This is a genomic window from Lutibacter sp. TH_r2 (assembly GCF_033101135.1).
GTDB lineage: Bacteria > Bacteroidota > Bacteroidia > Flavobacteriales > Flavobacteriaceae > Lutibacter.
The window spans coordinates 604,209-630,110 of record NZ_JAWMPV010000001.1 but is presented as its reverse complement, the minus strand read 5'-3'; the positions used below and the strand labels follow the sequence as shown (position 1 = coordinate 630,110).

General features: G+C 29.7%; 22 protein-coding genes. 10 read left to right on the top strand and 12 right to left on the bottom strand.

The features are described from left to right. Nucleotides 1–9: 9 nt before the first annotated feature. Complete coding sequence (locus R3X25_RS02500; RefSeq protein ID WP_317671524.1) at nt 10–3,018, bottom strand: TonB-dependent receptor; 3,009 nt, start codon at nt 3,016–3,018, stop codon at nt 10–12. A 194-nt stretch (nt 3,019–3,212) separates the two neighbouring features. Here R3X25_RS02500 and R3X25_RS02495 point away from each other — a divergent pair, with 194 nt between their 5' ends. Beyond that, on the top strand, nt 3,213–4,085 hold the full coding sequence (locus tag R3X25_RS02495; protein WP_317671522.1) for an AraC family transcriptional regulator: 873 nt from the start codon (nt 3,213–3,215) through the stop codon (nt 4,083–4,085). 99 nt (nt 4,086–4,184) lie between these two features. Here R3X25_RS02495 and R3X25_RS02490 read toward each other — a convergent pair whose 3' ends face one another. The 4 genes from R3X25_RS02490 to gpmI form a co-directional block, all read right to left on the bottom strand. After that, entirely contained in the window at nt 4,185–6,620 is a 2,436-nt protein-coding gene (locus R3X25_RS02490) for a GH36-type glycosyl hydrolase domain-containing protein (RefSeq protein WP_317671520.1), read from the bottom strand. 62 nt (nt 6,621–6,682) lie between these two features. After that, nucleotides 6,683–8,317: an MFS transporter gene (locus R3X25_RS02485; RefSeq protein WP_317671518.1), complete on the bottom strand. Its 1,635-nt coding sequence runs from the start codon at nt 8,315–8,317 to the stop codon at nt 6,683–6,685. A 147-nt stretch (nt 8,318–8,464) separates the two neighbouring features. After that, nucleotides 8,465–8,995 carry a thioredoxin family protein gene (locus tag R3X25_RS02480; protein ID WP_317671516.1) on the bottom strand — a complete coding sequence of 177 codons (531 nt, stop codon included), beginning with the start codon at nt 8,993–8,995 and terminating at the stop codon, nt 8,465–8,467. A gap of 27 nt (nt 8,996–9,022) precedes the next feature. Further along, nucleotides 9,023–10,540 (bottom strand): 2,3-bisphosphoglycerate-independent phosphoglycerate mutase, encoded by a 1,518-nt coding sequence (gene gpmI / locus R3X25_RS02475; RefSeq protein WP_317671514.1) that lies wholly within the window; start codon nt 10,538–10,540, stop codon nt 9,023–9,025. Nucleotides 10,541–10,782: 242 nt separating this feature from the next. Between gpmI and R3X25_RS02470 the strand changes: the two genes are divergently transcribed. Then, on the top strand, nt 10,783–11,199 hold the full coding sequence (locus R3X25_RS02470; RefSeq protein ID WP_317671512.1) for an ankyrin repeat domain-containing protein: 417 nt from the start codon (nt 10,783–10,785) through the stop codon (nt 11,197–11,199). Between the two features lie 117 nt (nt 11,200–11,316). Here R3X25_RS02470 and R3X25_RS02465 read toward each other — a convergent pair whose 3' ends face one another. From R3X25_RS02465 to R3X25_RS02455, 3 genes are all read right to left on the bottom strand, one after another. Then, complete coding sequence (locus R3X25_RS02465; protein WP_317671510.1) at nt 11,317–12,174, bottom strand: mechanosensitive ion channel family protein; 858 nt, start codon at nt 12,172–12,174, stop codon at nt 11,317–11,319. 45 nt (nt 12,175–12,219) lie between these two features. After that, a complete protein-coding gene (locus tag R3X25_RS02460) occupies nt 12,220–12,732 on the bottom strand; it encodes a DNA starvation/stationary phase protection protein (protein WP_317671508.1) in 513 nt (170 codons plus the stop codon). A 314-nt stretch (nt 12,733–13,046) separates the two neighbouring features. Further along, nucleotides 13,047–13,817 carry a M48 family metalloprotease gene (locus R3X25_RS02455; RefSeq protein WP_317671506.1) on the bottom strand — a complete coding sequence of 257 codons (771 nt, stop codon included), beginning with the start codon at nt 13,815–13,817 and terminating at the stop codon, nt 13,047–13,049. A gap of 150 nt (nt 13,818–13,967) precedes the next feature. On the opposite strand from R3X25_RS02455, the gene R3X25_RS02450 reads away from it, so the two are divergent. Next, nucleotides 13,968–14,279, top strand: a complete 312-nt coding sequence (locus R3X25_RS02450) for a rhodanese-like domain-containing protein (protein ID WP_317671504.1) — start codon at nt 13,968–13,970, stop codon at nt 14,277–14,279. Nucleotides 14,280–14,337: 58 nt separating this feature from the next. On the opposite strand, the gene R3X25_RS02445 is transcribed toward R3X25_RS02450, so the two are convergent. Beyond that, entirely contained in the window at nt 14,338–15,282 is a 945-nt protein-coding gene (locus R3X25_RS02445) for a GSCFA domain-containing protein (protein WP_317671502.1), read from the bottom strand. Further along, complete coding sequence (gene alaS, locus R3X25_RS02440; RefSeq protein ID WP_317671500.1) at nt 15,283–17,895, bottom strand: alanine--tRNA ligase; 2,613 nt, start codon at nt 17,893–17,895, stop codon at nt 15,283–15,285. 155 nt (nt 17,896–18,050) lie between these two features. Here alaS and R3X25_RS02435 point away from each other — a divergent pair, with 155 nt between their 5' ends. The 6 genes from R3X25_RS02435 (at nt 18,051) to R3X25_RS02410 (ending at nt 21,898) form a co-directional block, all read left to right on the top strand. Continuing rightward, entirely contained in the window at nt 18,051–19,022 is a 972-nt protein-coding gene (locus R3X25_RS02435) for a M23 family metallopeptidase (protein ID WP_317671498.1), read from the top strand. Beyond that, nucleotides 19,022–19,354, top strand: coding sequence for a MerR family transcriptional regulator (locus R3X25_RS02430; protein ID WP_317671496.1), 333 nt, complete (start codon nt 19,022–19,024; stop codon nt 19,352–19,354). The genes R3X25_RS02435 and R3X25_RS02430 overlap by 1 nt, the downstream gene beginning before the upstream one ends. Nucleotides 19,355–19,417: 63 nt before the next feature. Then, on the top strand, nt 19,418–20,026 hold the full coding sequence (locus R3X25_RS02425; RefSeq protein WP_317671494.1) for a LemA family protein: 609 nt from the start codon (nt 19,418–19,420) through the stop codon (nt 20,024–20,026). Then, nucleotides 20,026–20,463 (top strand): TPM domain-containing protein, encoded by a 438-nt coding sequence (locus R3X25_RS02420; protein WP_317671493.1) that lies wholly within the window; start codon nt 20,026–20,028, stop codon nt 20,461–20,463. Before R3X25_RS02425 ends, R3X25_RS02420 begins: the two co-directional genes overlap by 1 nt. After that, complete coding sequence (locus tag R3X25_RS02415) at nt 20,464–21,282, top strand: TPM domain-containing protein (RefSeq protein WP_317671491.1); 819 nt, start codon at nt 20,464–20,466, stop codon at nt 21,280–21,282. It abuts the gene before it with no gap. Between the two features lie 19 nt (nt 21,283–21,301). After that, complete coding sequence (locus R3X25_RS02410; RefSeq protein WP_317671489.1) at nt 21,302–21,898, top strand: class I SAM-dependent methyltransferase; 597 nt, start codon at nt 21,302–21,304, stop codon at nt 21,896–21,898. Here R3X25_RS02410 and R3X25_RS02405 read toward each other — a convergent pair. Both R3X25_RS02405 and R3X25_RS02400 read right to left on the bottom strand, forming a co-directional pair. Then, a complete protein-coding gene (locus R3X25_RS02405) occupies nt 21,895–23,136 on the bottom strand; it encodes a hypothetical protein (RefSeq protein WP_317671487.1) in 1,242 nt (413 codons plus the stop codon). The two genes, R3X25_RS02410 and R3X25_RS02405, sit on opposite strands and share 4 nt — an antisense overlap. A gap of 3 nt (nt 23,137–23,139) precedes the next feature. Next, nucleotides 23,140–24,468, bottom strand: a complete 1,329-nt coding sequence (locus tag R3X25_RS02400; RefSeq protein WP_317671485.1) for a DUF4270 family protein — start codon at nt 24,466–24,468, stop codon at nt 23,140–23,142. A 388-nt stretch (nt 24,469–24,856) separates the two neighbouring features. Between R3X25_RS02400 and R3X25_RS02395 the strand changes: the two genes are divergently transcribed. Next, the gene (locus tag R3X25_RS02395) at nt 24,857–25,840 is read left to right on the top strand and encodes a Kelch repeat-containing protein (RefSeq protein WP_317671483.1); all 984 of its coding nucleotides are present in this window, start codon (nt 24,857–24,859) and stop codon (nt 25,838–25,840) included. Nucleotides 25,841–25,902 lie beyond the last annotated feature (62 nt).

The window sequence follows — 25,902 nt, the reverse complement described above, 5'->3', positions numbered from 1 at the left end:
TTTTTAAAATTATAAGTTTACTGATAAACCAAATATTATTTTTCCAGGAATTGGGTACACACCTCTATCAATACCTTGACTTAAGTTATTTGTACTTCCTGCTTCAGGATCTAAACCTTCGTATTTTGTAAATGTGAAGTAATCTTCAAGTGAAACAAAAAAGCGTAAACGATCTAAACTTAATTTTTCAATAATTTCTTTTGGTAAATTATATCCAAATTGAATTTGTTTAATTCTCATATATGATCCATCTCCAATCATTAAATCACTTCGGTATAATTCATCACTTGTTACATCTGCTTTTGGATAAGAAGCAACATCCCCAGGTGCTGTCCATCTGTTGTCAAATAAGAAAGATGGTTTATTAGAATAAATTCTATCTGTTCTATTCCACATCATGTAGATTTCGTTTCCGTAAGTTCCTTGGAAATTTAAATTAAAATCGAAGTTTTTGTAACCTAAATTAATTTGTCCACCATATAGTAAATCTGGATGTGGATCTCCAATGTTTGTAATATCATTTGGTGTAATATCACCACTTCCATCAACATCAACTACAATTACTTCACCTGTTGCAGGGTCTATACCATCTGTTTTATAACCTCTAAAGTACCAGATTGGTTCACCTTCTTCAAAACGAGTTGTTCCTGTAAAACCTCTAACTTCAACTCCATCAATTGGAGAGTCAACTGCTAGTTTTGTAACTTCGTTTTTAAGTGTTGAAAGGTTTAAGTTAACACTATATCTAAAATCTCCTACATTATCATTATAACCTAATTCAAATTCCCAACCTTTGTTGGTAACTGTACCACCATTAAAACTTCCGTATTGGCGACCTACAGAAAGAGGAATTAAACTGTTTCCACTTACAATTAAATCTTTTGTTTTTTTGTCGAAATAATCTGTAGAGAATTTTAATCTACCGTCAAAAGCTCTTAAGTCTAAACCTAAATCTAATTGTTCTGAAGTTTCCCAAGTTAGATCTGGGTTTGGTATTGAACCAGCTTCATAACCAGGTAAAAAACCACCATTTCCATCAGGTATTTTTATACCTTCACTAACAAAAAACTGTAAATCTTCGTTACCTAATAAGTTTTGATCACTACCAACTTGTCCCCAAGAAGCTCTTAATTTTAAGTAATCAACTTTTAATTCGTCTTTCCAAAAATCTTCTTTTGAAATTACCCAACCAGTAGAGATTGAAGGGAATAAACCAGCATCGTTTTTAGGAGAGAACGCGCTTGATTTGTCATAACGTAATGTTCCTTCTAATAAGTATTTATCATCGAAATCATAAGAAAAACGTCCAAATAATGAAGTTTTTTTACGTTCAATAAAAGTACCACCTACTTGATCTAAATCATCGTTTTGTGTAAAATCATGATACGCATAGTTGTCGCCTTCTTTTGGCATTGGTCCAGAGAATAAGTACCAGTTTGGAGATTGATATTTTTCAGCAGACATACCAGCTAAAATAGTGTAATTGTGTTTGCCTATGTTACTTTTGTAGGTAGCAAAATTTTCCCATTGCCAAGATGTATTTTTTGTAATATCATCTTGTACTGTTGCTAAAGAATTTTGTCTTTCAGAAGATACATAGTAAACCGGATTCCAATTGTGTTGTGTAGAATAGTTTACATCAACACCAAATCTAGTAGTAATAACAAGTTTTTCAGTTGGTTTAATATTGGCAAAGAAAGTACCTAATATTTTATCGGTTTTTGTATTTCTATTTTGAATTGTTAGCATAGCTACTGGATTTGCAATTTCTCCAGTTACATAAGCTGGTAAACCATAATATTGTCCATCGCTATTAGTTAAAATAGTTTGTCCAGCATTTACTAAATCAGTTACATTACTTGGAACACCATCATAAACTACAGGTGTTAATGGATCCATTAAAATGGCATTGTTTAAAATACCTCTATACTCATCATCTTCATCAATTACACTTCTTGCAGTATTAGAATATGTTAAGTTATTTCCAATTTCTAACCATTTTTTAATTTGATGTTTAGAGTTTAAACGTGCAGTATAACGTTTAAAATTAGCTTGACTTCCACCAACAATACCATCTTGGTTTGTATAAGAAGCTGAAACTAGATAGGTAGATTTTTCATTTCCACCTGCAAAACTTAAATGATGTTTTTCCATCCAAGCATCTTCAAAAACTTCATTTAACCAGTTTGTGTTTACTCCATTTGAAGCTATATTTTGCACACCAGCTTCATTTAAATAAGTTCTGTATTGAGACTCATTCATTAAATCCATTTTTGTACGTTCACTTTGAATACCAAATTGTGAATTGTATGATATTACTGGGTGTTCGTAGTTTTTACCAGATTTAGTAGTTACAATTACAACTCCATTTGCACCTTCAGTACCATAGATTGCTGAAGAAGCAGCATCTTTTAAAACTTCAATAGATTCGATATCTCCAGCTTCTATATTGTCAATACTATATGTTTTCATACCGTCAACAATATAAATTGGATCAGAATTACCATTTGAGCCTGTACCTCTAATTCTAATTTTTGATGCAGAACCTGGAGAACCAGAGTTTGTTAAAACCGAAATACCAGAAACTTTACCTTGCATTGCTTGTTCAACTCTTGTTGAAGCATTGTTTTGAATGTCGTCAGATTTAATACTAGAAATTGCTCCGGTTACTAAACTTTTCTTTTTAGATCCATAACCTACAACAACAATTTCTTCAAGTGAGTTTGCATCTTCAACTAGAATAATATTGAATGTGCTTTTTTCATTAACTTGAATTTCTTGAGAAGCATAACCTACAAAACTAATTTGTAAAACTGCATCGGAAGAAACTTGAGATAAAATAAAATTACCGTCAAAATCTGTGGTTGTTCCATTTGTTGTTCCTTTGACCACTACATTTGCACCAGGTAAAGGTCCATTAACATCAGATATAGTCCCTTTTATTTCTTGCGCTTGTGTAATTGAACACAGCATAAGGAATAAAAACACTGAAATACCTTTTAAAAATTTAATTTTCATAAAAAAATGTTTTAATTAATTGTTCTTTTTTATTTGGTTAACTTTAAGTTAATGCTATTTTTTGATAGATATAAGCTGATAATTAAATATTTATAGCAATAACTTACACAAAGTTATAAGTTATGTTAAAAGAATGTTAATTGATTTTTGTCATTTCTTTGTATTTTTATTTCAAGTTTTATTAATATTGGTTTATGATAGTAAATGCTCACAGAGAAATAACTAGGCTTATACCCGAGGATAGTTTTTTGGTTGAAGAAAGAATTAAAGACGACTTTGATTTTCCAATTCATTTTCATCCAGAATATGAGTTAAATTTTATTTACAAAGGTAAAGGAGTAAAGAGAATAATTGGGGATCATACAGAAGTGATTGATGATTTAGAACTGGTTTTAGTAGGTCCAAATATTGTTCATGGTTGGACTTTAAATGATTGTACTTGTAAAGAAATTTATGAAATAACTATTCATATTCATAATGATTTATTAGGTGATAAAATGTTGTCTAGAAGAATATTTAAACCTATTAAAGAAATGTTTAGCAGATCTAAACATGGGATTCTTTTTTCTAGAGAAACCACAAATTTTATAATGCCGAGGTTAATGGTATTGCCCAGAATACAGGGAATAAGGTATTATTTAGAGTTTATTTCTATATTAAATGATTTGGCGGAATCAAAAAATCAAACGCTTTTATCAAAATCTAGTGTTGAAAAAGAGGATTTTCACAATAGTGATAAGATTAAAATTGTTTACGATTATATTCAACAAAATTTTTCAAGAACTATAACATTAAATGAAATTTCAGAATTGGTAAATATGAGTCCTGTTTCGTTCAATAGATTTATTAAAAAAAGAACAGGTCAAACATTTATACATTATCTAAACGCTACTAGAATTAGTTTTGCTTCTAGATGGTTGCTAGAAACAGATTTGAGTATTGGTGAAATTAGCTTTAAATGTGGATTTAATAATTTAGCAAATTTTAATAGACTTTTTAAAAAAGCTAAACATTGTACACCAAAAGAGTTTAAAAATGAATTTGTTGGAATTAAAAGAACTTTATAAAAAAAAAGGGTTCAATTCTAAGTAGAACTAAACCCTTTTAAAGTTAAATAGTATTGTATTTTAATTCGAAATTTGTTTCTAAATTAATTTGTTAATAAACTATCCCATTATTACTTCAACTTTATGTTCTTTATTAGAGTCTAAAATAGGGATTATTGTTGACTCTATTTTTTCTCCATTTACTCTAATTTCCTTAATTCCTTTACATACTTTATATGGATTTTTAACATGAATATTGTAAACGGTTCCTCTAAATACTCGTTTTACGTTAAATTCTTTCCATTCTGAAGGAATACATGGATTTATTGAAAGACCATTATAATCTGGTTTTATACCTAATATATATTGAGTAATTGCATAGAAGTTCCAAGAAGCTGTTCCTGTTAACCAAGAGTTTTTTGCTTCGCCTGGTTTGTGTGCTTCTTTACCAGCAATCATTTGGCAATAAACATAAGGTTCAACTTTATGTAACTCTGAAATTTCTTCTAAAAAACTGGGTGCTATTTTTGAATAGTATTCAAATGCCTGATCACCGCGTCCAAGTATGGTTTCAGCAATCATAATCCAAGGATTGTTATGGCAAAAAACACCTCCATTTTCTTTGTACCCTATAGGGTAAGTTGAAATCTCACCATATTCTTCATAATATTTTGAATAAGCTGGGCTATTTAAAACAATTCCATAATCACAATCTAAATATTTTTTAACCGAGTCTAAAGATTTTTTAACCATGCCGTTTTCTAGACCAATTTCAGCCATTGAACACCAACCTTGAGATTCGATAAATATTTTTCCTTCTTCGTTTTCATTGGATCCAACTTTGTTTCCGTAGTAATCGTATGCTCTTAAAAACCAGTCGCCATCCCAACCGTAATTTTTAACTGCTTCAGACATGTTATTAATGTGTTTTGCAGCAAAAATTGCTTCATCATCTAAATGTAGTTCTCTACAAAGTTTAACAAATTCTTTTCCATAAACCACAAATAATCCAGCAATCATAAGCGATTCTGCTGTTTTTCCTTTTTTGTTACCTGTAGTTTGAAAAGATTCGTTAGGGTCTTGAGAAAAACAGTTGAGGTTTAAACAATCGTTCCAATCTGCTCTTCCAATTAACGGAAGATTATGAGGTCCAAGATTATTTACAACGTGATAAAAGGATACTTTTAAATGTTCAAAAAGTGATTTTGCTTTTGAAACATCATTATTAAAAGGAACCTTTTCATTTAGAATAGAAAAATCTCCAGTTTCTTTAATATATTCTGTTGTTGATAGAATAAGCCATAATGGATCATCGTTAAAATCACCGCCTAAAGTTGCATTTCCTTTTTTAGTTAATGGTTGGTATTGATGGTAACAAGAGCCATCTTCAAATTGAGTTGAAGCAATGTCAATGATTCTTTCTCTAGCTCTTTCAGGAATTTGATGCACAAAGCCAATAAGGTCTTGATTTGAATCTCTGAAACCCATTCCGCGTCCAATACCAGATTCAAAAAAAGATGCTGATCTAGACATGTTAAAGGTAACCATACATTGGTATTGGTTCCAAATATTAACCATTCTGTCTAATTTTGGCTCGTTAGAAGAAATGTTTATTTTACCCAATAAATTATCCCAATACAGTGCTAAATCGTTTAAAGCATTTTCTACTTTTTCTTTAGTATTGTATTTGGCAATCATTTCCTTTGCAGGTTTTTTATTAATTACCGACTTACTTTCCCATTTGTCTTTTGCATCTACTTCAACATAGCCTAACATAAAAACAAAGTCTTTTTCTTCATTAGGTTTTAGGCTAACCTCAATGTAATGCGAAGCAATTGGTGACCATCCATGTGCTTCAGAATTTGATGCTTTTCCGTTTTCAACCGCTTGTGGAGATTCAAAACCATTGTACAAACCAATAAATGATTCTCTATCAGTATCAAAACCATTAATATTCTGATTTACAGAGAAAAAAGCATAATGATTTCTTCTTTCTTTAAACTCTGTTTTATGGTAAATTACAGAGTCTTCAACTTCCACTTCACCAGTGTTTAGGTTTCTTTGAAAATTAGTCATATCATCTTCAGCATTCCAAAGCGCCCATTCTATAAACGAGAATAGTTTTATGTTTTTTTCTTTTGATGAAGTATTTTTTAGTTTTACATGTTGAATTTCACCTAAAAAATCAAGTGGAATAAATTGTAGAACTTCAGCATTAACACCATTTTTTTCTCCAATAAATTTGGTATAGCTTAAGCCATGTCTACACTCGTACTTATCTAATTTTGTTTTAACAGGTTTCCAACCTGGAGACCAAATAGTATCTTCATCTTTAATGTAAAAATATTTTCCACCATCATCAATTGGAACATTATTATATCGATATCTAGTTAATCTTCTAAATTTGGCATCTTTGTAAAATGAATAACCTCCACCTGTATTCGATGTTAACGAAAAGAAATCTTTATTTCCTAAATAGTTAATCCAAGGATAAGGAGTTTTAGGCTCTGTGATAACATATTCTTTATTATCATCATCAAAATATCCGTACTTCATAGTTGGTTAATTTGTGTTTTGGAGTGTTTTTATTTTATTAAAAATAAAAACACTCTAAACAATTAGTTTGGTTTATTTATTATCTGGTTTTGTTGTTCGTTTAGTCTTCTTGAATTTAGTTCTGTAGTAATTTCATTCAATTTATTTTGGTTTAAAGGGTATAGTGTCATTAACCCAGCAGCTACAACTGTAATAATTGCAGGTACCCAACTCATTAACATTATTATACCAGGAATAGCACCTTTTATGGAAGATGTATCCTGACCATTATAATTAAAAGCTCCTAATATTAATCCAATTATTGCTCCAGCTATTCCACCTCCAAACTTGGTTGCAAATGAGCCAGCGGAATAAATAAGGCCTGTTGCTCTTCTACCATTTTTAAATTCTGAATAATCGGCTGCATCACCTAACATTGCAAAAAACAAGGTTGGAAAAATTGCTGCTGCAAATTCTGAAACAATTCCTATGGTGAATATTGCGCCAATATTTTCTGGACTGCAAAACACTAACAAAGCATTTACGCCTCCAGAAAATAAAAGTGCGTAAATAAACAAGTTTCGTTTTCCTAGTTTTCTTCCTAATGGAGAGGTTAGCATAGCTCCAGCTACTGAAGCTAACATTAAACCTACCAAGAATGAAGCTGCCAATAATTGATTGTTTAAATAATGTGTAAAGTAAATAACAGTAATTCCTTGCTTTATAGAATTGTAAATGTTGAATAAAAGTCCAATTACTAATAATACAAGCCAAGGTTTATTTGATATTAAATCTTTTAAATCTTGTTTTAAATTATTTTTTTGAGATTTTGGAGGTTGTACTCTTTCTCTTGTTGTATAGAATGTTATAAACATAAAAAGGGCTAAAAAAGCTGACATTACATACATGGAATTGCTATAACCTTTTTTTTGATCTATAATTGAAATATTGCTTTCCTCTATATTTTCTTCACCTGAAACTATAAATGAGTATTTTTTATGGGCTTCCATAGAAAAACTTTTTCCACGTGTAGGTGTGTTTTCTTCTGAAGTAATAGTAGCATCTTCCCAAACAAATGTTGCTATTCCATCTTCAGTTTTTATGTTTACATTTTCTATATTTTTTGAAGATGAAACTTCAACTTTAAACTTTTTATCTGCTAAATTATCAACCTTTATACTAGGGTTAACGTTTCCAAAATACGCTACTAAAAATAGTAAAGCACCTTGAACTAACATTCCACCAGCAAAGGCTCCTACCATTCTAAAAGAACCTAAAGTTGTACGTTCTTTGTCATCACCAGTCATTACGGCCATTAAAGCACCGTAAGGAATGTTGTTGGCGGTATAAAGTAAGGTGAAAACTATATAGGTTATATATGCGTAAATAATTTTACCAGAGTTGCTAAAATCGGGGCTAGTAAATAACAAGGCAAGTATTACTGCTAAAGGAATGGCTGTCCATAAAATCCAAGGGCGAAATTTTCCATATTTAGATTTAGTTCTGTCTCCAATAATTCCCATTAGAATATCGCTAATTCCATCACTAAACCTTGCTACTAAAAATAAAACACCAACTGTAACTGGATTTAATCCAAATACATCAGTATAAAAAATGAATAAAAATGTAGCAACTCCTCTCCATGCAATATTTGCTGCTCCATCACCTAAAGCATATCCAATTTTTTCTTTTAAACTTAATTTATTGTTTGTCAGCATTTCTTGTATTTATTATTTTCAAAATTAGAAAAGTAATATACAAGCTTTTAATACATTTTTGTCTTTTATGTAAACATTATTATATTAATTAAAAACAAAAAAAAAGCCGTTTTCGAAAGAAAACGGCTTTTTTTTAAATCTATAAAATTACTCTTGATAAGAGTGTTTGTATGGTTCTCCACTAATAATTTTAAGCATATCTGCTTCAACAGTTTCTCTTGGATACTCTACAAAACGACCAATTTCTTCATTGTTTTTATAGAATATAAAAGTTGGAACTCTGTCTATATTAAAACCTTTTTCTAAACTATCTGGTGTAACCTTATCTCGGTCAACAGCAATTAGTTCCAAATTATTCATGTTAAATTCTGTTGCTTCTAAAACTTTGTAAAATATAGGTGTTTGTTCTTGACTGTCGCTGCACCAAGTTCCCATAAAAGCTTTTATTGTTACATTATTTATCAAAGGTTTTAGTTTTGAAATAATTTCATTATTTAAGCTATAGTCTTCATAACCAGATTCAAACCATTCGTTAAAAGGTTCTTGTAAAAATTGATTTTTAGTTGTAACTCCAATTAAATCGCCATCTTCGTTTAAAGTTGCTTTTGTAACTTTTGGTTGTTGATTACAAGCAAAAAATAGCGTTGTAATAAATAGGCTTAAAATTATTTTTTTCATTTGTTTAAAAATTCAATGGTGTGAAAATTAAATTAATGAATGTTGTGTCATTTCTTCTGGTTGCTCTATTCCCATTAGTTTTAAAATAGTTGGAGCAATATCACCTAAAACACCGCTATTGATGTTTTTTAAATCTTTGTCAACTAAAATAAATGGAACTGGGTTTGTTGTATGTGCTGTATGAGGTGATCCATCAGGGTTCACCATAGTTTCACAGTTTCCGTGATCTGCTATAACTAATACCGTATAGTCATTTTCTACTGCTGTAGTAATTACATCTTTTACACATGAATCTACAGCCTCACAAGCTTTAATAGCTGCTTCCATTACACCTGTGTGTCCAACCATATCTCCGTTTGCAAAGTTTAAACAAACAAAATCAACATCACCTTTTTCTAATTCAGGAATAATAGCATCTTTAATTTCGTAAGCACTCATTTCTGGTTTTAAATCGTAGGTTGCCACTTTTGGAGAAGGGCATAATAAACGTTTTTCACCTTCAAATTCTTGTTCTCTTCCACCTGAAAAGAAGAAAGTTACGTGTGGATATTTTTCAGTTTCAGCAATTCTAATTTGTTTTTTTCCTGCTTTTTCTAAAACTTCACCTAATGTATTTTCTAAATTTGCTGTATTATAAATTACGTTAATTCCTTTGTAAGTTTCATCGTAATTTGTAATTGTTACATAATGAAGAGGAAGCGTTTTCATATCAAACTCTGGGTAATCTTGTTGCGTTAACACTTCTGTTAATTCTCGACCTCTATCTGTTCTATAGTTAAAGAAAATAACTACATCGTCTTCTTGAATTTTTGCTTTAGGATTACCTTCAGCATTAGTCATAATAATTGGTTTGATGAATTCATCAGTTACATCATTATCATAATTTGCATTCAAACTAGCTACAGCATCTGTTGATTTTTCACCAACAGCATTCACCATTGCATCGTACGAAACTTTAACACGTTCCCAACGTTTATCTCTATCCATTGCATAATAACGTCCACAAATTGAAGCTATTTCTCCAGTTGTTTCAGCCATGTATTCTTGAACATCGTTAATAAAGTAAGCTCCAGATTTTGGGTCACAGTCTCTACCATCAGTAAATGCATGTAAATACACGTTTTCTGCATTGTTTTCAGCAGCTACATCTAAAAGACCTTTTAAATGATTAATATGAGAATGTATACCACCATTAGAAACTAAACCTAATAAGTGAATGTTTTTGTTGTTTTCTTTAGCGTAATTTAAAGCATCTAATAACACTTTTTCTTTTCCTAAAGTTTTGTTTTCAACAGCCATATTAATTCTAACCAAGTTTTGGTAAACAATACGTCCTGCTCCTAAATTCATGTGTCCAACTTCACTATTACCCATTTGTCCAACTGGTAATCCAACATGTTCACCATCAGTACGTAAACTTGCGTTTGGATATAGGTTGTATAAACTATCTATATAAGATGTTTGGGCATTAAAAATTGCAGAAACTTTTGGATCTTGAGTTATTCCCCAACCATCTAAAATCATTAAAATTACTTTCTTATTCATCGGAAATTATGTTAATTATTTTTGAAGTTCAAATATACAAATGAATCTGCTTAACTACCTTAAAATTAGGCGTTAATTGAATGTTAATTTACTAAAACGATTGCGATATTTTAATAATTATTAAAAGTAGATAAAAAATTTGTTAGGTGTTAAATACTTGTTAAATACTATAGTTAGGCTTAACATTTTTAGTTTTAGGTAGTCTTTTAAGTATAATTATTAATGTTTAAATATTTTAAATTATGAAGAAATTTTTAGTTACCACAGTATTTTTTTTCGCAGTTGTAAGTATAACAACAGCGTCAACCATTACATCAAATTTTAAATCGTTAAATTTCACCAAAAAGACCTTAACCATTAATGCTTTTTGTAAGTTAATTCAAATGGGAGATTATGAAGCAGTTAAATCTTTAATTAATGAAGGAGTAGATGTTAACAAAAAATCAAATGGGTTAACACCTTTAATGTTTGCCGCAAGACATAATAGAGTTAAAATTGCTAAATTATTAATAGCAAATGGAGCAAAATTAAAAATGAAATCTGATAAAGGATTTACAGCATTGAAGTATGCTGAATTATCAAATGCAACAGAAGCAAAAATAATAATTGAACATGCATTAATTGCTCAAAAAAATAAGCGAAAAAATAGAATGGTATAGTTAATTTATGTTTTGCAAAAAAAAAGGAGCTGAATTATAATTCAGCTCCTTTTTTATAAGAAAATTTTACTTTTAAAATGCATATAACTAAATTAGTTTATTGAAGTTTAACTAGTATTAGTTATTGTTTATATTAATTGTTCTAATTGGAAACGGAATGTTAATATTATGTTTATCAAAAGATTTTTTCAATTCTATAATAACTTTACTTTTTGCCTTTAATATTTCTAAACTACTTTGTCCGTTAACCCAAAATCTAGAGATAAAATTAATGGAGCTACTTCCAAATTCGGTATAGTAAAATTCTATTTCTTCATTTATTTCTTTCTGATTGTAAAGTTTTGATATAACATTTTTAGTAATTTTTTTTACTTCATCTAAATCTGATTCATAACCTACACCACAATTAATAACAACGCGCATTTTTGTGGTAAGTGAGTAGTTTTTAAATGGGTTTTCCATTACCATTTTGTTTGGAATAATTACCATATTATTATCGGCTTCCTTTAGTACTAAATAACTTAACGCAATATCAACTACTTCACCCGAAAAACTATTAGTTTCTATCCAATTTCCTAATTTAATATTTTTTCTAAATGATAGTACAATCCCTGCGATTGTATTGGATAACGTACCTTGAAGTGCTAAACCAATAATAATACCCGAAATACCTACACCAGTTAATAAACCTGTTATAGATTTTCCAAGATTTAAAGCACTTAAGGCTAAAAATAAACCTGCGAGTACAACTACGGAAGCTGTTAACCTTGCTATTAATTTTGTAACAGCATTTTGTTTAACTTTTTTATAGAGTAGTTTTAAAGTGGTTTTATATATAAATCTAGATAAGAAAAAACTTATTAATAGAACAATAGTTGCTATTGCTAAATTGGGTAAATTAGTTATAAATAACTCCCACCAGTTTTTAAGTTTACTTGTTATTATAGAAAGTGTGTTTTGAAGAGGTGTAATCATAGTATATTTTTAGTTAATAATTAGCTTTTACTTTTAGGTGTATTTTTATTTACACCAAGAAGTAAACATCCAATTTCTTTTTTCTATACCTCTCATAAAGTCTGTTACTATTTGCTCTGTTACATTGTCTCCAGTTTCTAAAGAAGCATTTATTACATTTAGCATTTTATCATGTAGAATACCATAATCTTTTAATACTTCAGTAACCATTTCAATAGGTGACATTTTAGCGGAATCTACTTCTTTGATTTCAGACATAGCTAAAGTTTCTTTAATAGTTATGGAAGGTTTTAATCCAAATACACGTATTCTTTCAGCTATAATGTCAATATTTTCTTTAACTGTATTGTATTCGTTTTCAAACTCTTTGTGTAATTCAAAAAATTCTTGACCGTCAACATTCCAGTGAAAGTTTCTTAATTTGTTGTAGTGTATAAAATAATTTGCCATTAGATCATTTAAACTAACTACTATTTCAGCTGTTTCTAAATAGGTGAATCCTAATTTTCTAAATGGTTTTTTTACTGTTTTTTTTGTTTGATCTACTATAGTGTTCATATGTTATCTGTTTTTATAATTAATAATCTATTAGTATAAAAGCTATATTTTAGCTTAAGTACAGTTATTTTTTTTTTGAATAAAAAGAGGAAGGTGTATTATAGACTTTATTAAGGCCTAGATAACATTTATTGTAGTATGTGTTTGTAATAATAACATACTATTAATATACAGGTTTAAATGGAAAAGTCAAATCTTTAACACTTTTTAACAAGTAGAAAAAGAGTTGATTTTTTTAAAGGAGATGTATTTTAAACCTCTTCAATACTTAATTTAAGAAGGGTTTTAGTTGAAGTGTAAATTTAATGTAAGCTCTAATTTTTATATTTTTCTATTGCTTCTTTAATTTTTTCAATTCTATTTTCAGGATCTGGGTGTGTGCTCATTCTTTCTGGTGTTCTATTTGGGCCTGCAGCTTCTTTTAAAATTTTCATAACACCAATTAATTCATTTGGATTGTACCCAGCATCTATCATAAATTTTACACCTAAATCATCGCTTTCTAATTCATCATCTCTTCCATAGCTTAAGTTTAATACATTTGCAATTGCCGCTGCGCCTTGTGCTGTACTTGGATCAAAACCTACAGAGACACCACTTAATATACCTTGTGTTAAACCTTGTTTAGCCATGCGTTCAGCTGAATGCCTACCTACAACGTGTCCAATTTCATGACCTAAAACACCAGCCAATTGGTCTACGTTTTCTAATTTAGAAAACAAAGCGTATGTAATAAAAATTTGTCCTCCAGGTAATGCAAAAGCGTTAATGGTTTGTGGATCACGAAGTAGGTGAAAATCATAGGTGTAAGCAGTTTGTTTAGCAATACTATTATTTACTAATTTTTGCCCTACTTCATCTACTAATTTTTGGTAATTCTGATCAGGATATAAACCACCATGTTGTTGTGCCATAGTTGGGGCACTTTGGAGTCCTATAGCAATTTCTTCATCAGAAGTAATAGAAATATGTTGTTTTTTCCCCGTAAATTCATTTACTTCACTATTAGAATAGTATTTAAATACTGCAAATAAAACAATAGCAACTCCAATAAATAATTTTACTTTAGAATTTCCTCTTCTCATTTTTTTAATTTTTAGCGGTTTACAATATACAAACTAAAATTATTTGTTAAAAATTAATTTTTTTAATACTCATTTATAAAAATAGTAACACTAGTTACGTGTCTTTTGACTAATTCAATTATATTTGCCGAAAATATAAAAAGAATTATAATGAGTTTTTTTGGTTTATTTGGTGGAGGAAATAGCTCTGCTAGTATAGAAGAATATTTAAAAGAAGGTGCAGTAGTAATTGATGTTAGAACTGTAGAAGAATTCAAAAGTGGCCATGTTAATGGTTCAAAAAATATTGTATTAAATACAATACCAACTAAAGTTGCAGAAATTAAGGCAATGAATAAAAAAGTTATTGCTGTTTGTAGAAGTGGAGCTAGAAGCGGACAAGCAACTTCATTTTTAGCTGATAATGGAATTGACGTTATTAACGGTGGTCCATGGCAAAATGTAGCTAAATTTGTAAATTAATAATACAAATAATAAATAAAGTTATATAAAAAAAGGGATGCATTTAGCGTCCCTTTTTTTATATAATAATATTATGTTCGTTTTTAAGCTTTTTAATTTTTAGTTGAAGTTTTTCTAAAAATTCTTTATGTTTTGTTGAGTCTGGATTGAATGGTTTGTGCGCTAATCCTTTTTGAATAGCCTCAACTTCTTTCATTAAAGTAAGTGATTTTTTATAAATCCAAACATTTTGAAATTGTTCCCAAATATAATTTATAGCTACATTGTTAGGGTGAATCATATCGCTTTTGTAAAAACGATAATCACGTAAATCATCCATCATAATTTCATAAGAAGGGAAATAATAGAGCTGTTTTCTTTGATCTACAAGTTGTTGAATTGCCGAAATTAAATGCGATTTACTTTGCATATTTTCAATAAAACCATCTTTTAAATGACGAATAGGACTTACTGTAAAAATAATATTTATTGAGGCGTTTTCTGTTTTAATTAGAGTAACAATATTTTCTAATGAAGCAATAATCTGTTTTACAGAAAGTAATTCTTGTAAAAACTTTTTTTGAGGAATTTTATGACAATTCCCAACTATAATATCACTTTCAATATGTCTATAAACTCTTGCGGTACCTAACGTAATTATTAGGTGCGAAGTATTTTTAAGTTGCTTTTTGGTTGAAGTAATTTGTGTATTTAGGTTAGAAAGAATCCCTTTTTTTGAAGTTGAGCTACAATCTGAATGTGCATCAAAACAATGCCAACGTTCGTTTAATTGAAAAATATCTTTTTCAGAATATTGCTTTTCATTAATAGCATTTGTAATTAAATTTTCAATTGCAATAGGATTGTATAAAATACCAAACGGATTGCTTTTAGCTTGAAACTTAAAATAATCTAACTTTTTACTAATGTTTTCTGAAAAACAAGAACCAATTAATAACAATTTGGAACTGTAATCAATTTGATTACGTTCTGGTTTAAGTTGTATGTTGGTTCTAAAATTCAATTATTTAATATAATCTTTTGCTCTTTCTAATGCTTTAGGAATTCCACCTGGATTTTTACCTCCAGCTGTTGCAAAGAATGGCTGTCCACCACCACCACCGTGGATTAATTTACCTAATTCTCTAACAACTTGTCCTGCATTTAATTGTTTTTCTTCCACCAAGTTTTTAGCAATATAGCATGTTAAACCAACTTTACCATTATTTTCAGTTGCTGCCAAAAAGAATAAGTTTTCAACTTGATTTCCAATTTCAAAAGCTAAATCTTTTAAACCACTAGCGTCTAAATCTAATTTTTTTGCTAAAAAGTTAACACCATTAATAGCTTCAACTTCATTTATTAAATCGCCTTTTAAGTTTTTTGCTTTGTCTTTTAAAAGCGCTTCAATTTGTTTTTTAAGAGAAGTGTTTTCCTCTTGTAAATCTACAATTGCTTTTTGTGGATTTTTTGGATTTTTTAAAAGGTCTTTTATTTCGTAAAAAACTCTGTTGTTTTCAAAATAGAAATCTTTTGTAGCATCTCCAGTAATAGCTTCAATACGTCTAATTCCAGCAGCAATTGCACTTTCACTTACAATTTTAAAATGCCAAATGTCGCTTGTGTTTTTAACATGAGTTCCTCCACAAAGTTCTACAGAATTTCCAAACTGAATGGCTCTTACTGTGTCTCCATATTTTTCTCCAAATAAAGCTAAAGCACCTTTGTCAAGCGCATCTTTCATTGGGATATTTCTATGTTCGTTTAATGAAATTTTATTTTCAACTCTAGCATTAACAAAATCTTCAACTTGGCGCAATTCATCTACAGTTAATTTAGCGAAGTGCGAAAAGTCAAAACGTAAATTTTTGGAATGAACAGCAGAACCTTTTTGTTCTACATGCGTACCTAAAACTTCGCGTAAGGCTTGGTGTAATAGGTGTGTTGCTGTATGGTTACAAGCAGTTCTAAAGCGTTGCTTTTCATCAACAACAGCTTTAAAAGTTTGAGATGTATTTTTTGGTAAACTTTTAGCAAAATGAATAATTAAATTGTTTTCTTTTTTAGTGTTAACAATATAAATTACGTTTCCATTCTCAACTTCAATATAACCTTTGTCACCAACTTGTCCACCACCTTCAGGGTAAAAAGGTGTCATGTTAAATACGAGCTGATATAAATTTCCATCTTTTTTTGATGAAACTTTTCTATAACGCGTAATTCTAACTTTAGCTTCTAACGTATCGTAACCAATAAACTCTTCAATATCATCATCTTCTAAAATTACCCAATCGTCAGTTTCAACAACAGCTGCAGCTCTTGATCTGTTTTTTTGTTTTTCTAACTCTTCATTAAACTGAATTTCATTTAAAGTCATTCCTTTTTCTTCAAGAATTAACGCAGTTAAATCTATTGGAAAACCATAGGTATCATATAATTCAAATGCTTTTTTACCAGAAACTTCTTTATTTTTAGTGTTTTTTATTACACCATCTAATAAAACTAAACCTTGTTCTAAAGTTCTTAAAAAAGAATTTTCTTCTTCTTTAATAACATTGGTAATTAATTGTTTTTGAGCTTTTAATTCAGGGAAATAATCTCCCATTTGGTTGCTTAAAGTAGTAACCAATTTATAAATAAAAGGTTCTTTTTTATTTAAAAAAGTAAACCCATATCTAATTGCTCTACGCAATATTCTTCTAATTACATAACCCGCACCAGTATTTGAAGGTAATTGGCCATCAGCAATTGCAAAAGCTACTGCTCTAACGTGATCAGAAATTACTCGAATAGCAATATCAATTTCTTCGTTTTTACCATAATCAGTTGTTGTAATTGCTTCCACTTCTCTAATTAATGGGGTAAAAACATCTGTATCGTAATTAGATTGTACGTTTTGTAATACCATGCACAAACGTTCAAATCCCATTCCAGTATCTACGTGTTGTGCAGGTAATTTTTCTAATGAACCATCGGCTTTACGGTTGAATTCCATAAAAACCAAATTCCATATTTCCACAACTTGCGGATGATCCATATTTACTAAATCCTTTCCTGAAATTTTAGCTTTATCTTCGGCTGAACGTAAATCTACATGAATTTCGGAACAAGGTCCACATGGTCCTTGCGCTCCCATTTCCCAAAAGTTATCTTTTTTATTTCCGTTTAAAATTCGGTCTTCAGCAATGTGTTGTTTCCAGAAATCAAAAGCATCTTGATCAAAACTTAATCCATCTGTTTTATCGCCTTCAAAAACAGTTACATATAAACAATCTTTGTCAACCTTTAAAACATCAACTAATAATTCCCAAGCCCACTCAATTGCTTCTTTTTTAAAGTAGTCACCAAAACTCCAGTTTCCTAGCATTTCAAACATAGTGTGGTGGTAGGTGTCTTTTCCAACTTCATCTAAATCGTTATGTTTACCAGAAACACGTAAACATTTTTGTGTGTCAGCAACACGTTTGTTTTTTGCATTTTTTTGTCCTAAAAAATATTCTTTAAAAGGTACCATTCCTGCATTTGCAAACATCAATGTTGGATCGTTTTTTAACACCATTGGAGATGACTGTACAATAGCGTGGTTTTTTGAAGCAAAAAAGTCTAAAAATTTCTGACGTATTTCTTGTGATTTCATTTGGTAAAATTTCTTTCAGCTAATAGTTAATTATATGCTAAATACTTACTGTTTTACGGCTTTTGCAAAACATTTTGTAATTTTGTTATTTACGCACAACAATATAAATTATTGACAAAGCGTTTTATTGAGCAAAAATAACATAATTTTAAACAATGACGAAGGTAAAATATTATTACGATTCTGATACCTTATCTTATCAGAAAATTAAACCAAAAAAAGGGCGAAATTTGCGTAGAGTTTTGTTATCTGTTTTAGCCGCATTTTTATTTATGATTATTGGTTTTGTAGTGTTTACACCTATATTTGAATCTCCAAAAGAAAAGGAATTAAAACGTGAGTTAGAGTTTGTGAAATTAAATGAAGAACTTCATAATAAAAAAATAACTCAACTTCAAAAAGTATTAGAAGATATACAAGAGCGCGATAATAATATTTATCGTTTGTATTTTGAGGTAAATCCTATTCCTGAAGAGCAGCGAAAAGCAGGATTTGGCGGAGTAAATAGATATAAAACATTGGAAGGTTTTGATAGTTCAGAAATGATTATTGATGTAACTAAAAATATGGATATTTTATCAAAACAATTATATATTCAATCAAAATCTTTAGATGAAATTGTAAATTTAGCTGAAAACAAAGAGGATTTGTTAGCGGCAATGCCTGCAATTCAACCAGTAAAAAAAGAAGATTTAACCAGAATGGCATCTGGTTATGGTTGGAGAACAGATCCATTTACCAAAGCAAGAAAAAAACACTGGGGAATGGATTTTACAGCACCAAGAGGAACTCCAATTTATGCTTCAGGTGACGGTAAAGTTATAAGAGCAGATCAAAATTCATCGGGATACGGAAAGCATGTTAGAATAGATCATGGTTTTGGTTATATTACATTATATGCACATATGAGTAAATATAATGTTAGAAAAGGACAACATGTAAAACGTGGTGATTTAATAGGTTTTGTTGGGAATACAGGACGTTCACAGGCGCCGCATTTACATTACGAAGTTATTAAAAATGGAACAAAAATAAATCCTATAAATTTCTATTACGGGAACTTATCTCCTGAAGAGTTTGCGGCTATGCAAAAAGCAGCGGAAATTGAAGGGCAATCTCTAGATTAATGCATATAGATTTACCAGAAAAAAGATATTATAAAATTGGAGAAGTAGCTAAAGCCTTTGATGTAAATACATCACATATTCGTTTTTGGGAAAAGGAATTTGATATTCTAAAACCTAAAAAAAATAAAAAAGGAAATAGATTATTTACGCAAGAAGATGTAAAGAATTTACAACTAATTTATCATTTAGTAAAAGAAAAAGGCTTTACTCTAGAAGGGGCAAAAGCTAAAATGAAAAGTAAGCCTGAAATTATTTCAACAAACCAAGATGTAATTTCTCGTTTAGAGGAAATTAAGGCTGAATTGATAAAAATAAAAAAAGAAATTTCGTAAAAACGTAACTAAAAAGTATTTTTAGTGTCTTATAATTGATTATTAATTTTAAAACAAGAAAAAATGAAAAAGTGGTTAATTCCTTTAATAATAATTGGTGTACTAGCATTTGCTGGTTATAGTTGGGTAAAAGGATTTTATAATACAACAATTCAATTAAACGAATCCGTATCAGAAAGTTGGGGAAATGTAGAAACAGCATACCAACGTAGAAACGATTTAATAGGTAATTTAGTTAATACAGTTCAAGGTGCAGCAGATTATGAAAAAGAAACCTTAACACAGGTTATTGAGGCAAGAGCAAAAGCAACATCTATAAATATTGATCCTACAAATATAACACCAGAACAATTGGCACAGTTTAACAAAGTGCAAGGTGGTTTAAGTGGAGCATTAAAAAGTTTATTAGTAACTGTAGAACGTTATCCTGATTTAAAAGCAAATGAAAACTTTTTAAAATTACAAGATGAGTTAGCTAGTACTGAAAATCAAATACTAACAGCGCGTACCCGTTTTAATGAAGCTATTAAACCATATAATAATCATGTAAAAACATTTCCAAATAATATTTTGGCAGGGTTTTTTAATTTTGATGGAAAACCATATTTTGAAGCTGAAGAGGGAGCTGATAAAGCACCCGATGTTAAATTTGATTTTGGAAAAAAAGAATAATGTCTAAAGTTGAAGATTTTTTAACAGCAGAACAGGAACAAACTGTTATTAATGCTATAAAAGAAGCTGAAAAAAATACTTCAGGTGAAATACGTGTTCATATAGAAAAAGCAACGGAAAAATCTCCAATGGATAGAGCATTGGAGATTTTTTATAAGTTGGAAATGCAAAATACTGAACAGCGTAATGGAGTGCTTATTTATATTGCTGTAGAAAGCAAGCATTTTGCAATTTTAGGAGATGAAGGAATTAATAAGTTAGTTTCTAATAATTTCTGGGACACTGAAAAAGAATTAGTTTTAAGTCATTTTGCAAAAAAAGAATTCACAAAAGGATTGGAATTAGCTATTATTAAGGTGGGAGAAAAGCTAAAAGAATTTTTCCCTTACCAAAGTGATGATACTAATGAATTATCTGACGAAATTTCAAAAGGATAAATGAAATCATTTTTAAAAATATTGGTTAGAACAACAACAGTTTTATTACTTTTTTTAGTTGCTCAAACTTCGTTTGCACAATATACAATACCCGAAACGCCTAAATTACAAACAAGTTTATACGATTATGCAAAGCTGCTTTCCAGCTCCCAAAAAACAGCTTTAGAACAGAAGCTAATTAATTACTCCGATTCTACGTCAACTCAAATAGTAATTGTAACTGTAAAAACAATTAACAATGAAGATATTGGAATTTTAACTCCAAAATGGGCGCATAAATGGAAAATTGGACAAGAAAAAGAAGATAATGGTGTTTTTGTTTTATTAGCTGAAAAAGAGCGTGAAATATGGATTTCTCCTGGTTACGGAGTAGAACATTTACTCACAGCCGGAATAACAGGAAGTATAGTTAGACAAATTATTATTCCCGAATTTAAAAAAGGTAGTTATTATAACGGTTTAGATAAAGGATCTGATGCAATATTTGACGTTTTAAATGGATCTTATCAAAATAATCAAGTAGAAAATAATAGTTCTGGATTTCCTGTATTTTTAGTTTTAATAATTATATTTTTTATTCTAATTATTATTTTATCTAATAAAAATAAAGGAAATAATAATGGAGGTGGAGGAAAACACTTTAAAAGAAATACAGCCTTTGATATTTTAGATGCCATAATTTTAAGTGGAGCAGGTAGAAGTAGTAGTGGTGGCTTTGGAGGTAGTAGTGGAGGCTTTGGAGGCGGAAGTTCTGGAGGTTTTGGCGGAGGCTTTGGAGGCGGAGGTTTCTCTGGTGGTGGAGCAGGAGGAAGTTGGTAACTTTTTTTTAAATAAATATATGAAAGAATTTTGGGACGATAGGTATAAAGAAAATGAATATGCTTATGGTATTGAGCCAAATAAGTTTTTTAAAGATACTTTAGATGCTTATAAATTTAAAGGAAACATTTTATTGCCAGGTGATGGAGAAGGTAGAAATGCTATTTATGCCGCTAAAAAAGGATTAAATGTACATGCTTTTGATATAAGTATAGAAGGTAAAAAGAAGGCTTTAAAACTAGCCGAAATAGAAAATGTTACCATTAATTATGAAGTAGGTAATTTTTATGATTTAGATTTAAATTCAATAAAATTTGATGCTGGAGCTTTAATATTTACTCATTTTCCAGTTGAAATAGTAGAAAGTTATCATACAAAAATAGCTTCATTAATAAAGTCAAATGGCATTATTATAATAGAAGCTTACAGTAAAAATCATTCAGGTAACGGAGGACCAAAAAACCCTGAAATGTTATTTTCTAAAGAAATGATTCAGCAACATTTCTCAAATTTTAGCACACTAAAACTAGAAGAAATTGAAGTTGATTTTTCTGAAGGGAAATACCATCAAGGTTTAGGAACAGTAATTAGATTTGTAGGTAAAAAAAATAACTAGAATATCTTTTGCTTTTGAAACCACTTTCCACTTAAACTTAAGTTAAGAGATAGTTTATGAAAATTATCAATTATTAAATTGTTGTCTAAAGTACCTTCTGAACCATAAGTGTATGTTAGATTTAACGTAGACGCATTGTTTTGAGAAAAAGGTAAACCTAGACCAGCTGAAAAGCCATAGCTATCAATTTTGTTTTTAGAAATAGTTAAATAACCAGAATCGTAATTTGCTCCTAATCGGTATAAAACATTGTTCCAATATTTGTAATTATTGCCAGTAGGTTTGTATTCAAACCCTATTCCATAAGTGTTTTGATCGTTGTATTTGTAGGTAGTATTTGATTGGTAAGAATCACTCCAAAAACTCTTTTTGTAATCCATACTAACAGTTAAACTTTTGTATGTTGAAGAAATTCCTACTCCAATTTTTAAAGGCAATTTATAACTGTCGATTGATTCATCTTCATCTTCAGAAATAGTATAAGTGCTACTTGAATAAGTTTTAGTAGATGTATAATCTTGTGAACCTTTTAAAGTGGACTCTGTACTAATTATTCCTCCAATGGTAGTTGTACTTCCAAATAAGTTATTTAAAGTGTATTGAAAACCAGCAGTTAAACCAACTCCATTATAATTATTTTCTTCAATTATTGTAACACTATTATCTCCATAATAAATGTTTTTTTCTTGATCAATTGAGCCAAAATAGGTAGTTAATTGTAAACCAACAGATAGATTTTTAGTTAGCTGATAACCATTTCCCCAGAAAGCCTCGTTAACTCCTCCTGAACCAATAATGTTAGTGTAGTAATTGTAGCTAGAACCTTCAATAGGTTGAATAAGATCAATTTCATAACTAACTTTAGTTTTTGGAATTAATCCAAAATTCATTTTCCATTTTTTATTTAGAGAAAATCCAATACCTATATTGGTAAAGTTAAAATTGTTATTGTTTTGAGTAGATTCACTGTCTTGTTTTGAAGAAAAAGTGTTACTAAAACCTATTTCATAAATAAAAGTTCCTAGTTGTAATGCTGTTAAAGAAGCTGGGTTTAGGTTATTTATGGTGCTAGGAGAGTTGTTAGCAATTCCAGTATTTCCTAAAGCGTTTGAATTGCCAAATAGGGTTGAATTTTCTTTTCCTATTCCAAAAATTGAATACGGTGAATCAAAATCACTTTGCCCAAAAATTGAATAAGTTGTACTTATTATAAATAATAGAACTAATTTAAGTTTCATAAATTAAAAGGATAAATAAGTTAAAAGAAGTTGCATTTTGAAATCAATATTGTCTGGGCTTTCCGAATCATGAATAAGTAATTGTTTAATACTTTTTGTATTATCAGGAAATTCTAATCGTAATGAATAGTCTAAATCATATGTACTTGTTTGAATCTCTTCAACAAAGTAGCTTACGTCAGCTGTATAATAAATATTATTGTCGAATTCACTACTTTCTGTATTTAATTTTGCATACACAGAGCTTCCAGCAAAATTAATAAGTTGTTGAATAGTTCTGTTTTTATTGTCAATTACATAAACAGCTAAAGAGTCTATTAAATCAATTTCAGAGTAACTTGTTTTATCAGGGTACATTTTTAAAGTTGCATCTAAAGTTGATCCATCATTTTCAAGATCGTTAAAAGATCTAAGGTGTGGTGCTTCAATACGTATTGACACTCCGGTTCCGGATTGGAGGTATAATTTATTTGATGTTTCAGAGCTAAATAAAATATCTTCACTATCGGTTAAAGAGTTTATTTCGGTAAGTGATTTGTCACTAGTAATGTTATTAAACATAGTGTTGCTTCCGCTTAATGAAAAATCAATAATATATTCGTTATCCTCTTCATCCTCATCTTTTATAGTATAATACATTCTAATAGCCGAATAATTATAGGTAGATGTAGATGAATATTTAAAACCTAAAATGGTATTTACATTTTCTTGGGGAACAATAGTAATTCCTCTAAATTCGTCTTCAAAATCTGTAAGATCTTCAATTTCATCGTTTTGAATTTTATCGAAAAGTGTTTGTCCAAATTCATTAGATAAAGCAATTGAAATAGAATCTTTTTTATTTGGGTAAGGAATAAAGGAAACTTCACCAATTGTTTCAGAACTGTAATCTAGTGAAGAGGTGTTGTAAAAATAAAGATCGTCTTCCTCATCATTTGGTTCAAATTTTTCTGTTACTTCATAAATTTTATAATTTTGCACTTGAGTTGTATCTCCATAATAATATCTATCGTAATGCATAACAAGCGCAATAGAATCAAAAGTAGCATCATCGTCTAAACTATATGCTGAAGGTGTTAATTTTAAAAAACTTTGAGCTTTTAATTTTCCAAATTTTTCATCATGCAAAGCTCCAAGTAAAATTCTTCCAGAGTCTGAAGTAATTAAAGAGTCTGCAATAATTGTGGAAGTATTTAAAGTTATGGTGTCTGTAGTGAATAAATGTTCGTCTGATTGAATAAAATCTTCACCAACCTCATACAGCTTTGTATCTTCTGAACAGGAATAAGCTATTATTAACCCTGTGATTAACAGTATTAAGTATTTTTTCATACTATATTTTGTATATTTTTAGCAAAAGTATTTGATACCTACTGTTAATTATTCATAAAATAGATAAATAGCCGATATGTATCGATAAAAGAGTTAAGGAATAGTTAAAAAGCTGTAAATCAGCTAATTTAAAGGGTTTGTTGGCTGTATAGGCTATTTGGTAGATAAAAATCGCCAGTTGGTCTATTAAGTTATTTCTAATAAAAATATACGCATAGTTTTGCCGTAGAATTTTGAACTATTATATAATAAATGGTGAAGTAAGGGAATGTTACTTAAAAAAATTATTAATTTGTCTTTTAAACCATTAAAATAGGTTTTAAAATTCTAAATAAAAATAACAAAAAATAGACAAGTTTAATAAACAATAAAAAAGAAATAATTAATTATGAAATTTAGAAATGTACTATTAAAATTTATACCCGTATTATTAATAGGTATAGTTGTAGGGTGTAGTGATGATGATACTGAATACGGAAACTGGGTAGAAAGTTCATCTTTTGATGGAGATGCTAGAGCAAATTCTGTCTCTTTTGTAATTGGAGATAAAGGTTATTTAGTTGCAGGTTATGATGGTGACGATTATTTAAGTGATGTTTGGGAATATGATAAAGATGGAGATTATTGGGTTCAAAAAGCAGATTTTCCTGGTATAGCTAGAAGTGGAGCAGTTGGTTTTTCTATTGATAATATAGGTTATTTTGGAACTGGTTATGATGGAGATGATAAATTAAAAGATTTTTGGAGTTTTGATCCAAATGCAAATACTTGGGAGCAAAAAGCCGATTTTGCAGGTAGTGAAAGATACGGAGCAGTTGGTTTTTCTTTAGTTGGAATGGGATATATTGGAACAGGATATGATGGAAGTGAATTAAAAGATTTTTATCAATACAACCCTTCAACAGATGAATGGGTTCAGTCTGTAGGTTTTGGTGGTGATAAGCGTAAAGATGCTACCGTATTTACAATTGGAGATTTAGCTTATATGGGAACTGGATTGCATAATGGAGCATATGAAAATGATTTTTATGTGTTTGATGGTGTAAATGAAACATGGACACGTTTAAAAGATTTAGATGATGATGACGAAGATTATAGCATATTATTATCGAACGGAGTTGGTTTTTCTTTAAACGGAATGGGATATATTACAACAGGTGGTGCTGGTGGCGTAAATACAAATGTTTGGGAATACAACCCAGCAACTGATACTTGGGATGATTTACCTGATTATGAAGGTTCAGCTAGACAAGATGCTATTGCGTTCAATTTTTCAGACAAAGCTTTTGTGTTAATGGGTAAAAGTGGAAGTTATTATTTTGATGATAACTGGGAGTTTAGACCAGAAGAAGAAGAAAACGAAGATGATTAAATTTTCATAATAGATTAATATTTGGTAATTGGGCTAAAGCTGATAAATTAGCTTTAGCCCTA

What these genes read in the sequence shown, in the direction of transcription:
- gpmI (WP_317671514.1), bottom strand. Translation starts at nt 10,540, where the DNA reads ATGAATAAGAAAGTAATTTTAATGATTTTAGATGGTTGGGGAATAACT.
- R3X25_RS02450 (WP_317671504.1), top strand. Translation starts at nt 13,968, where the DNA reads ATGAGTTTTTTTGGTTTATTTGGTGGAGGAAATAGCTCTGCTAGTATA.
- R3X25_RS02460 (WP_317671508.1), bottom strand. Translation starts at nt 12,732, where the DNA reads ATGAACACTATAGTAGATCAAACAAAAAAAACAGTAAAAAAACCATTT.
- R3X25_RS02500 (WP_317671524.1), bottom strand. Translation starts at nt 3,018, where the DNA reads ATGAAAATTAAATTTTTAAAAGGTATTTCAGTGTTTTTATTCCTTATG.
- R3X25_RS02455 (WP_317671506.1), bottom strand. Translation starts at nt 13,817, where the DNA reads ATGAGAAGAGGAAATTCTAAAGTAAAATTATTTATTGGAGTTGCTATT.
- R3X25_RS02465 (WP_317671510.1), bottom strand. Translation starts at nt 12,174, where the DNA reads ATGATTACACCTCTTCAAAACACACTTTCTATAATAACAAGTAAACTT.
- R3X25_RS02405 (WP_317671487.1), bottom strand. Translation starts at nt 23,136, where the DNA reads ATGAAACTTAAATTAGTTCTATTATTTATAATAAGTACAACTTATTCA.
- R3X25_RS02495 (WP_317671522.1), top strand. Translation starts at nt 3,213, where the DNA reads ATGATAGTAAATGCTCACAGAGAAATAACTAGGCTTATACCCGAGGAT.
- R3X25_RS02415 (WP_317671491.1), top strand. Translation starts at nt 20,464, where the DNA reads ATGAAATCATTTTTAAAAATATTGGTTAGAACAACAACAGTTTTATTA.
- R3X25_RS02490 (WP_317671520.1), bottom strand. Translation starts at nt 6,620, where the DNA reads ATGAAGTACGGATATTTTGATGATGATAATAAAGAATATGTTATCACA.
- R3X25_RS02410 (WP_317671489.1), top strand. Translation starts at nt 21,302, where the DNA reads ATGAAAGAATTTTGGGACGATAGGTATAAAGAAAATGAATATGCTTAT.
- R3X25_RS02395 (WP_317671483.1), top strand. Translation starts at nt 24,857, where the DNA reads ATGAAATTTAGAAATGTACTATTAAAATTTATACCCGTATTATTAATA.
- R3X25_RS02485 (WP_317671518.1), bottom strand. Translation starts at nt 8,317, where the DNA reads ATGCTGACAAACAATAAATTAAGTTTAAAAGAAAAAATTGGATATGCT.
- R3X25_RS02425 (WP_317671494.1), top strand. Translation starts at nt 19,418, where the DNA reads ATGAAAAAGTGGTTAATTCCTTTAATAATAATTGGTGTACTAGCATTT.
- R3X25_RS02435 (WP_317671498.1), top strand. Translation starts at nt 18,051, where the DNA reads ATGACGAAGGTAAAATATTATTACGATTCTGATACCTTATCTTATCAG.
- alaS (WP_317671500.1), bottom strand. Translation starts at nt 17,895, where the DNA reads ATGAAATCACAAGAAATACGTCAGAAATTTTTAGACTTTTTTGCTTCA.
- R3X25_RS02480 (WP_317671516.1), bottom strand. Translation starts at nt 8,995, where the DNA reads ATGAAAAAAATAATTTTAAGCCTATTTATTACAACGCTATTTTTTGCT.
- R3X25_RS02420 (WP_317671493.1), top strand. Translation starts at nt 20,026, where the DNA reads ATGTCTAAAGTTGAAGATTTTTTAACAGCAGAACAGGAACAAACTGTT.
- R3X25_RS02470 (WP_317671512.1), top strand. Translation starts at nt 10,783, where the DNA reads ATGAAGAAATTTTTAGTTACCACAGTATTTTTTTTCGCAGTTGTAAGT.
- R3X25_RS02430 (WP_317671496.1), top strand. Translation starts at nt 19,022, where the DNA reads ATGCATATAGATTTACCAGAAAAAAGATATTATAAAATTGGAGAAGTA.
- R3X25_RS02400 (WP_317671485.1), bottom strand. Translation starts at nt 24,468, where the DNA reads ATGAAAAAATACTTAATACTGTTAATCACAGGGTTAATAATAGCTTAT.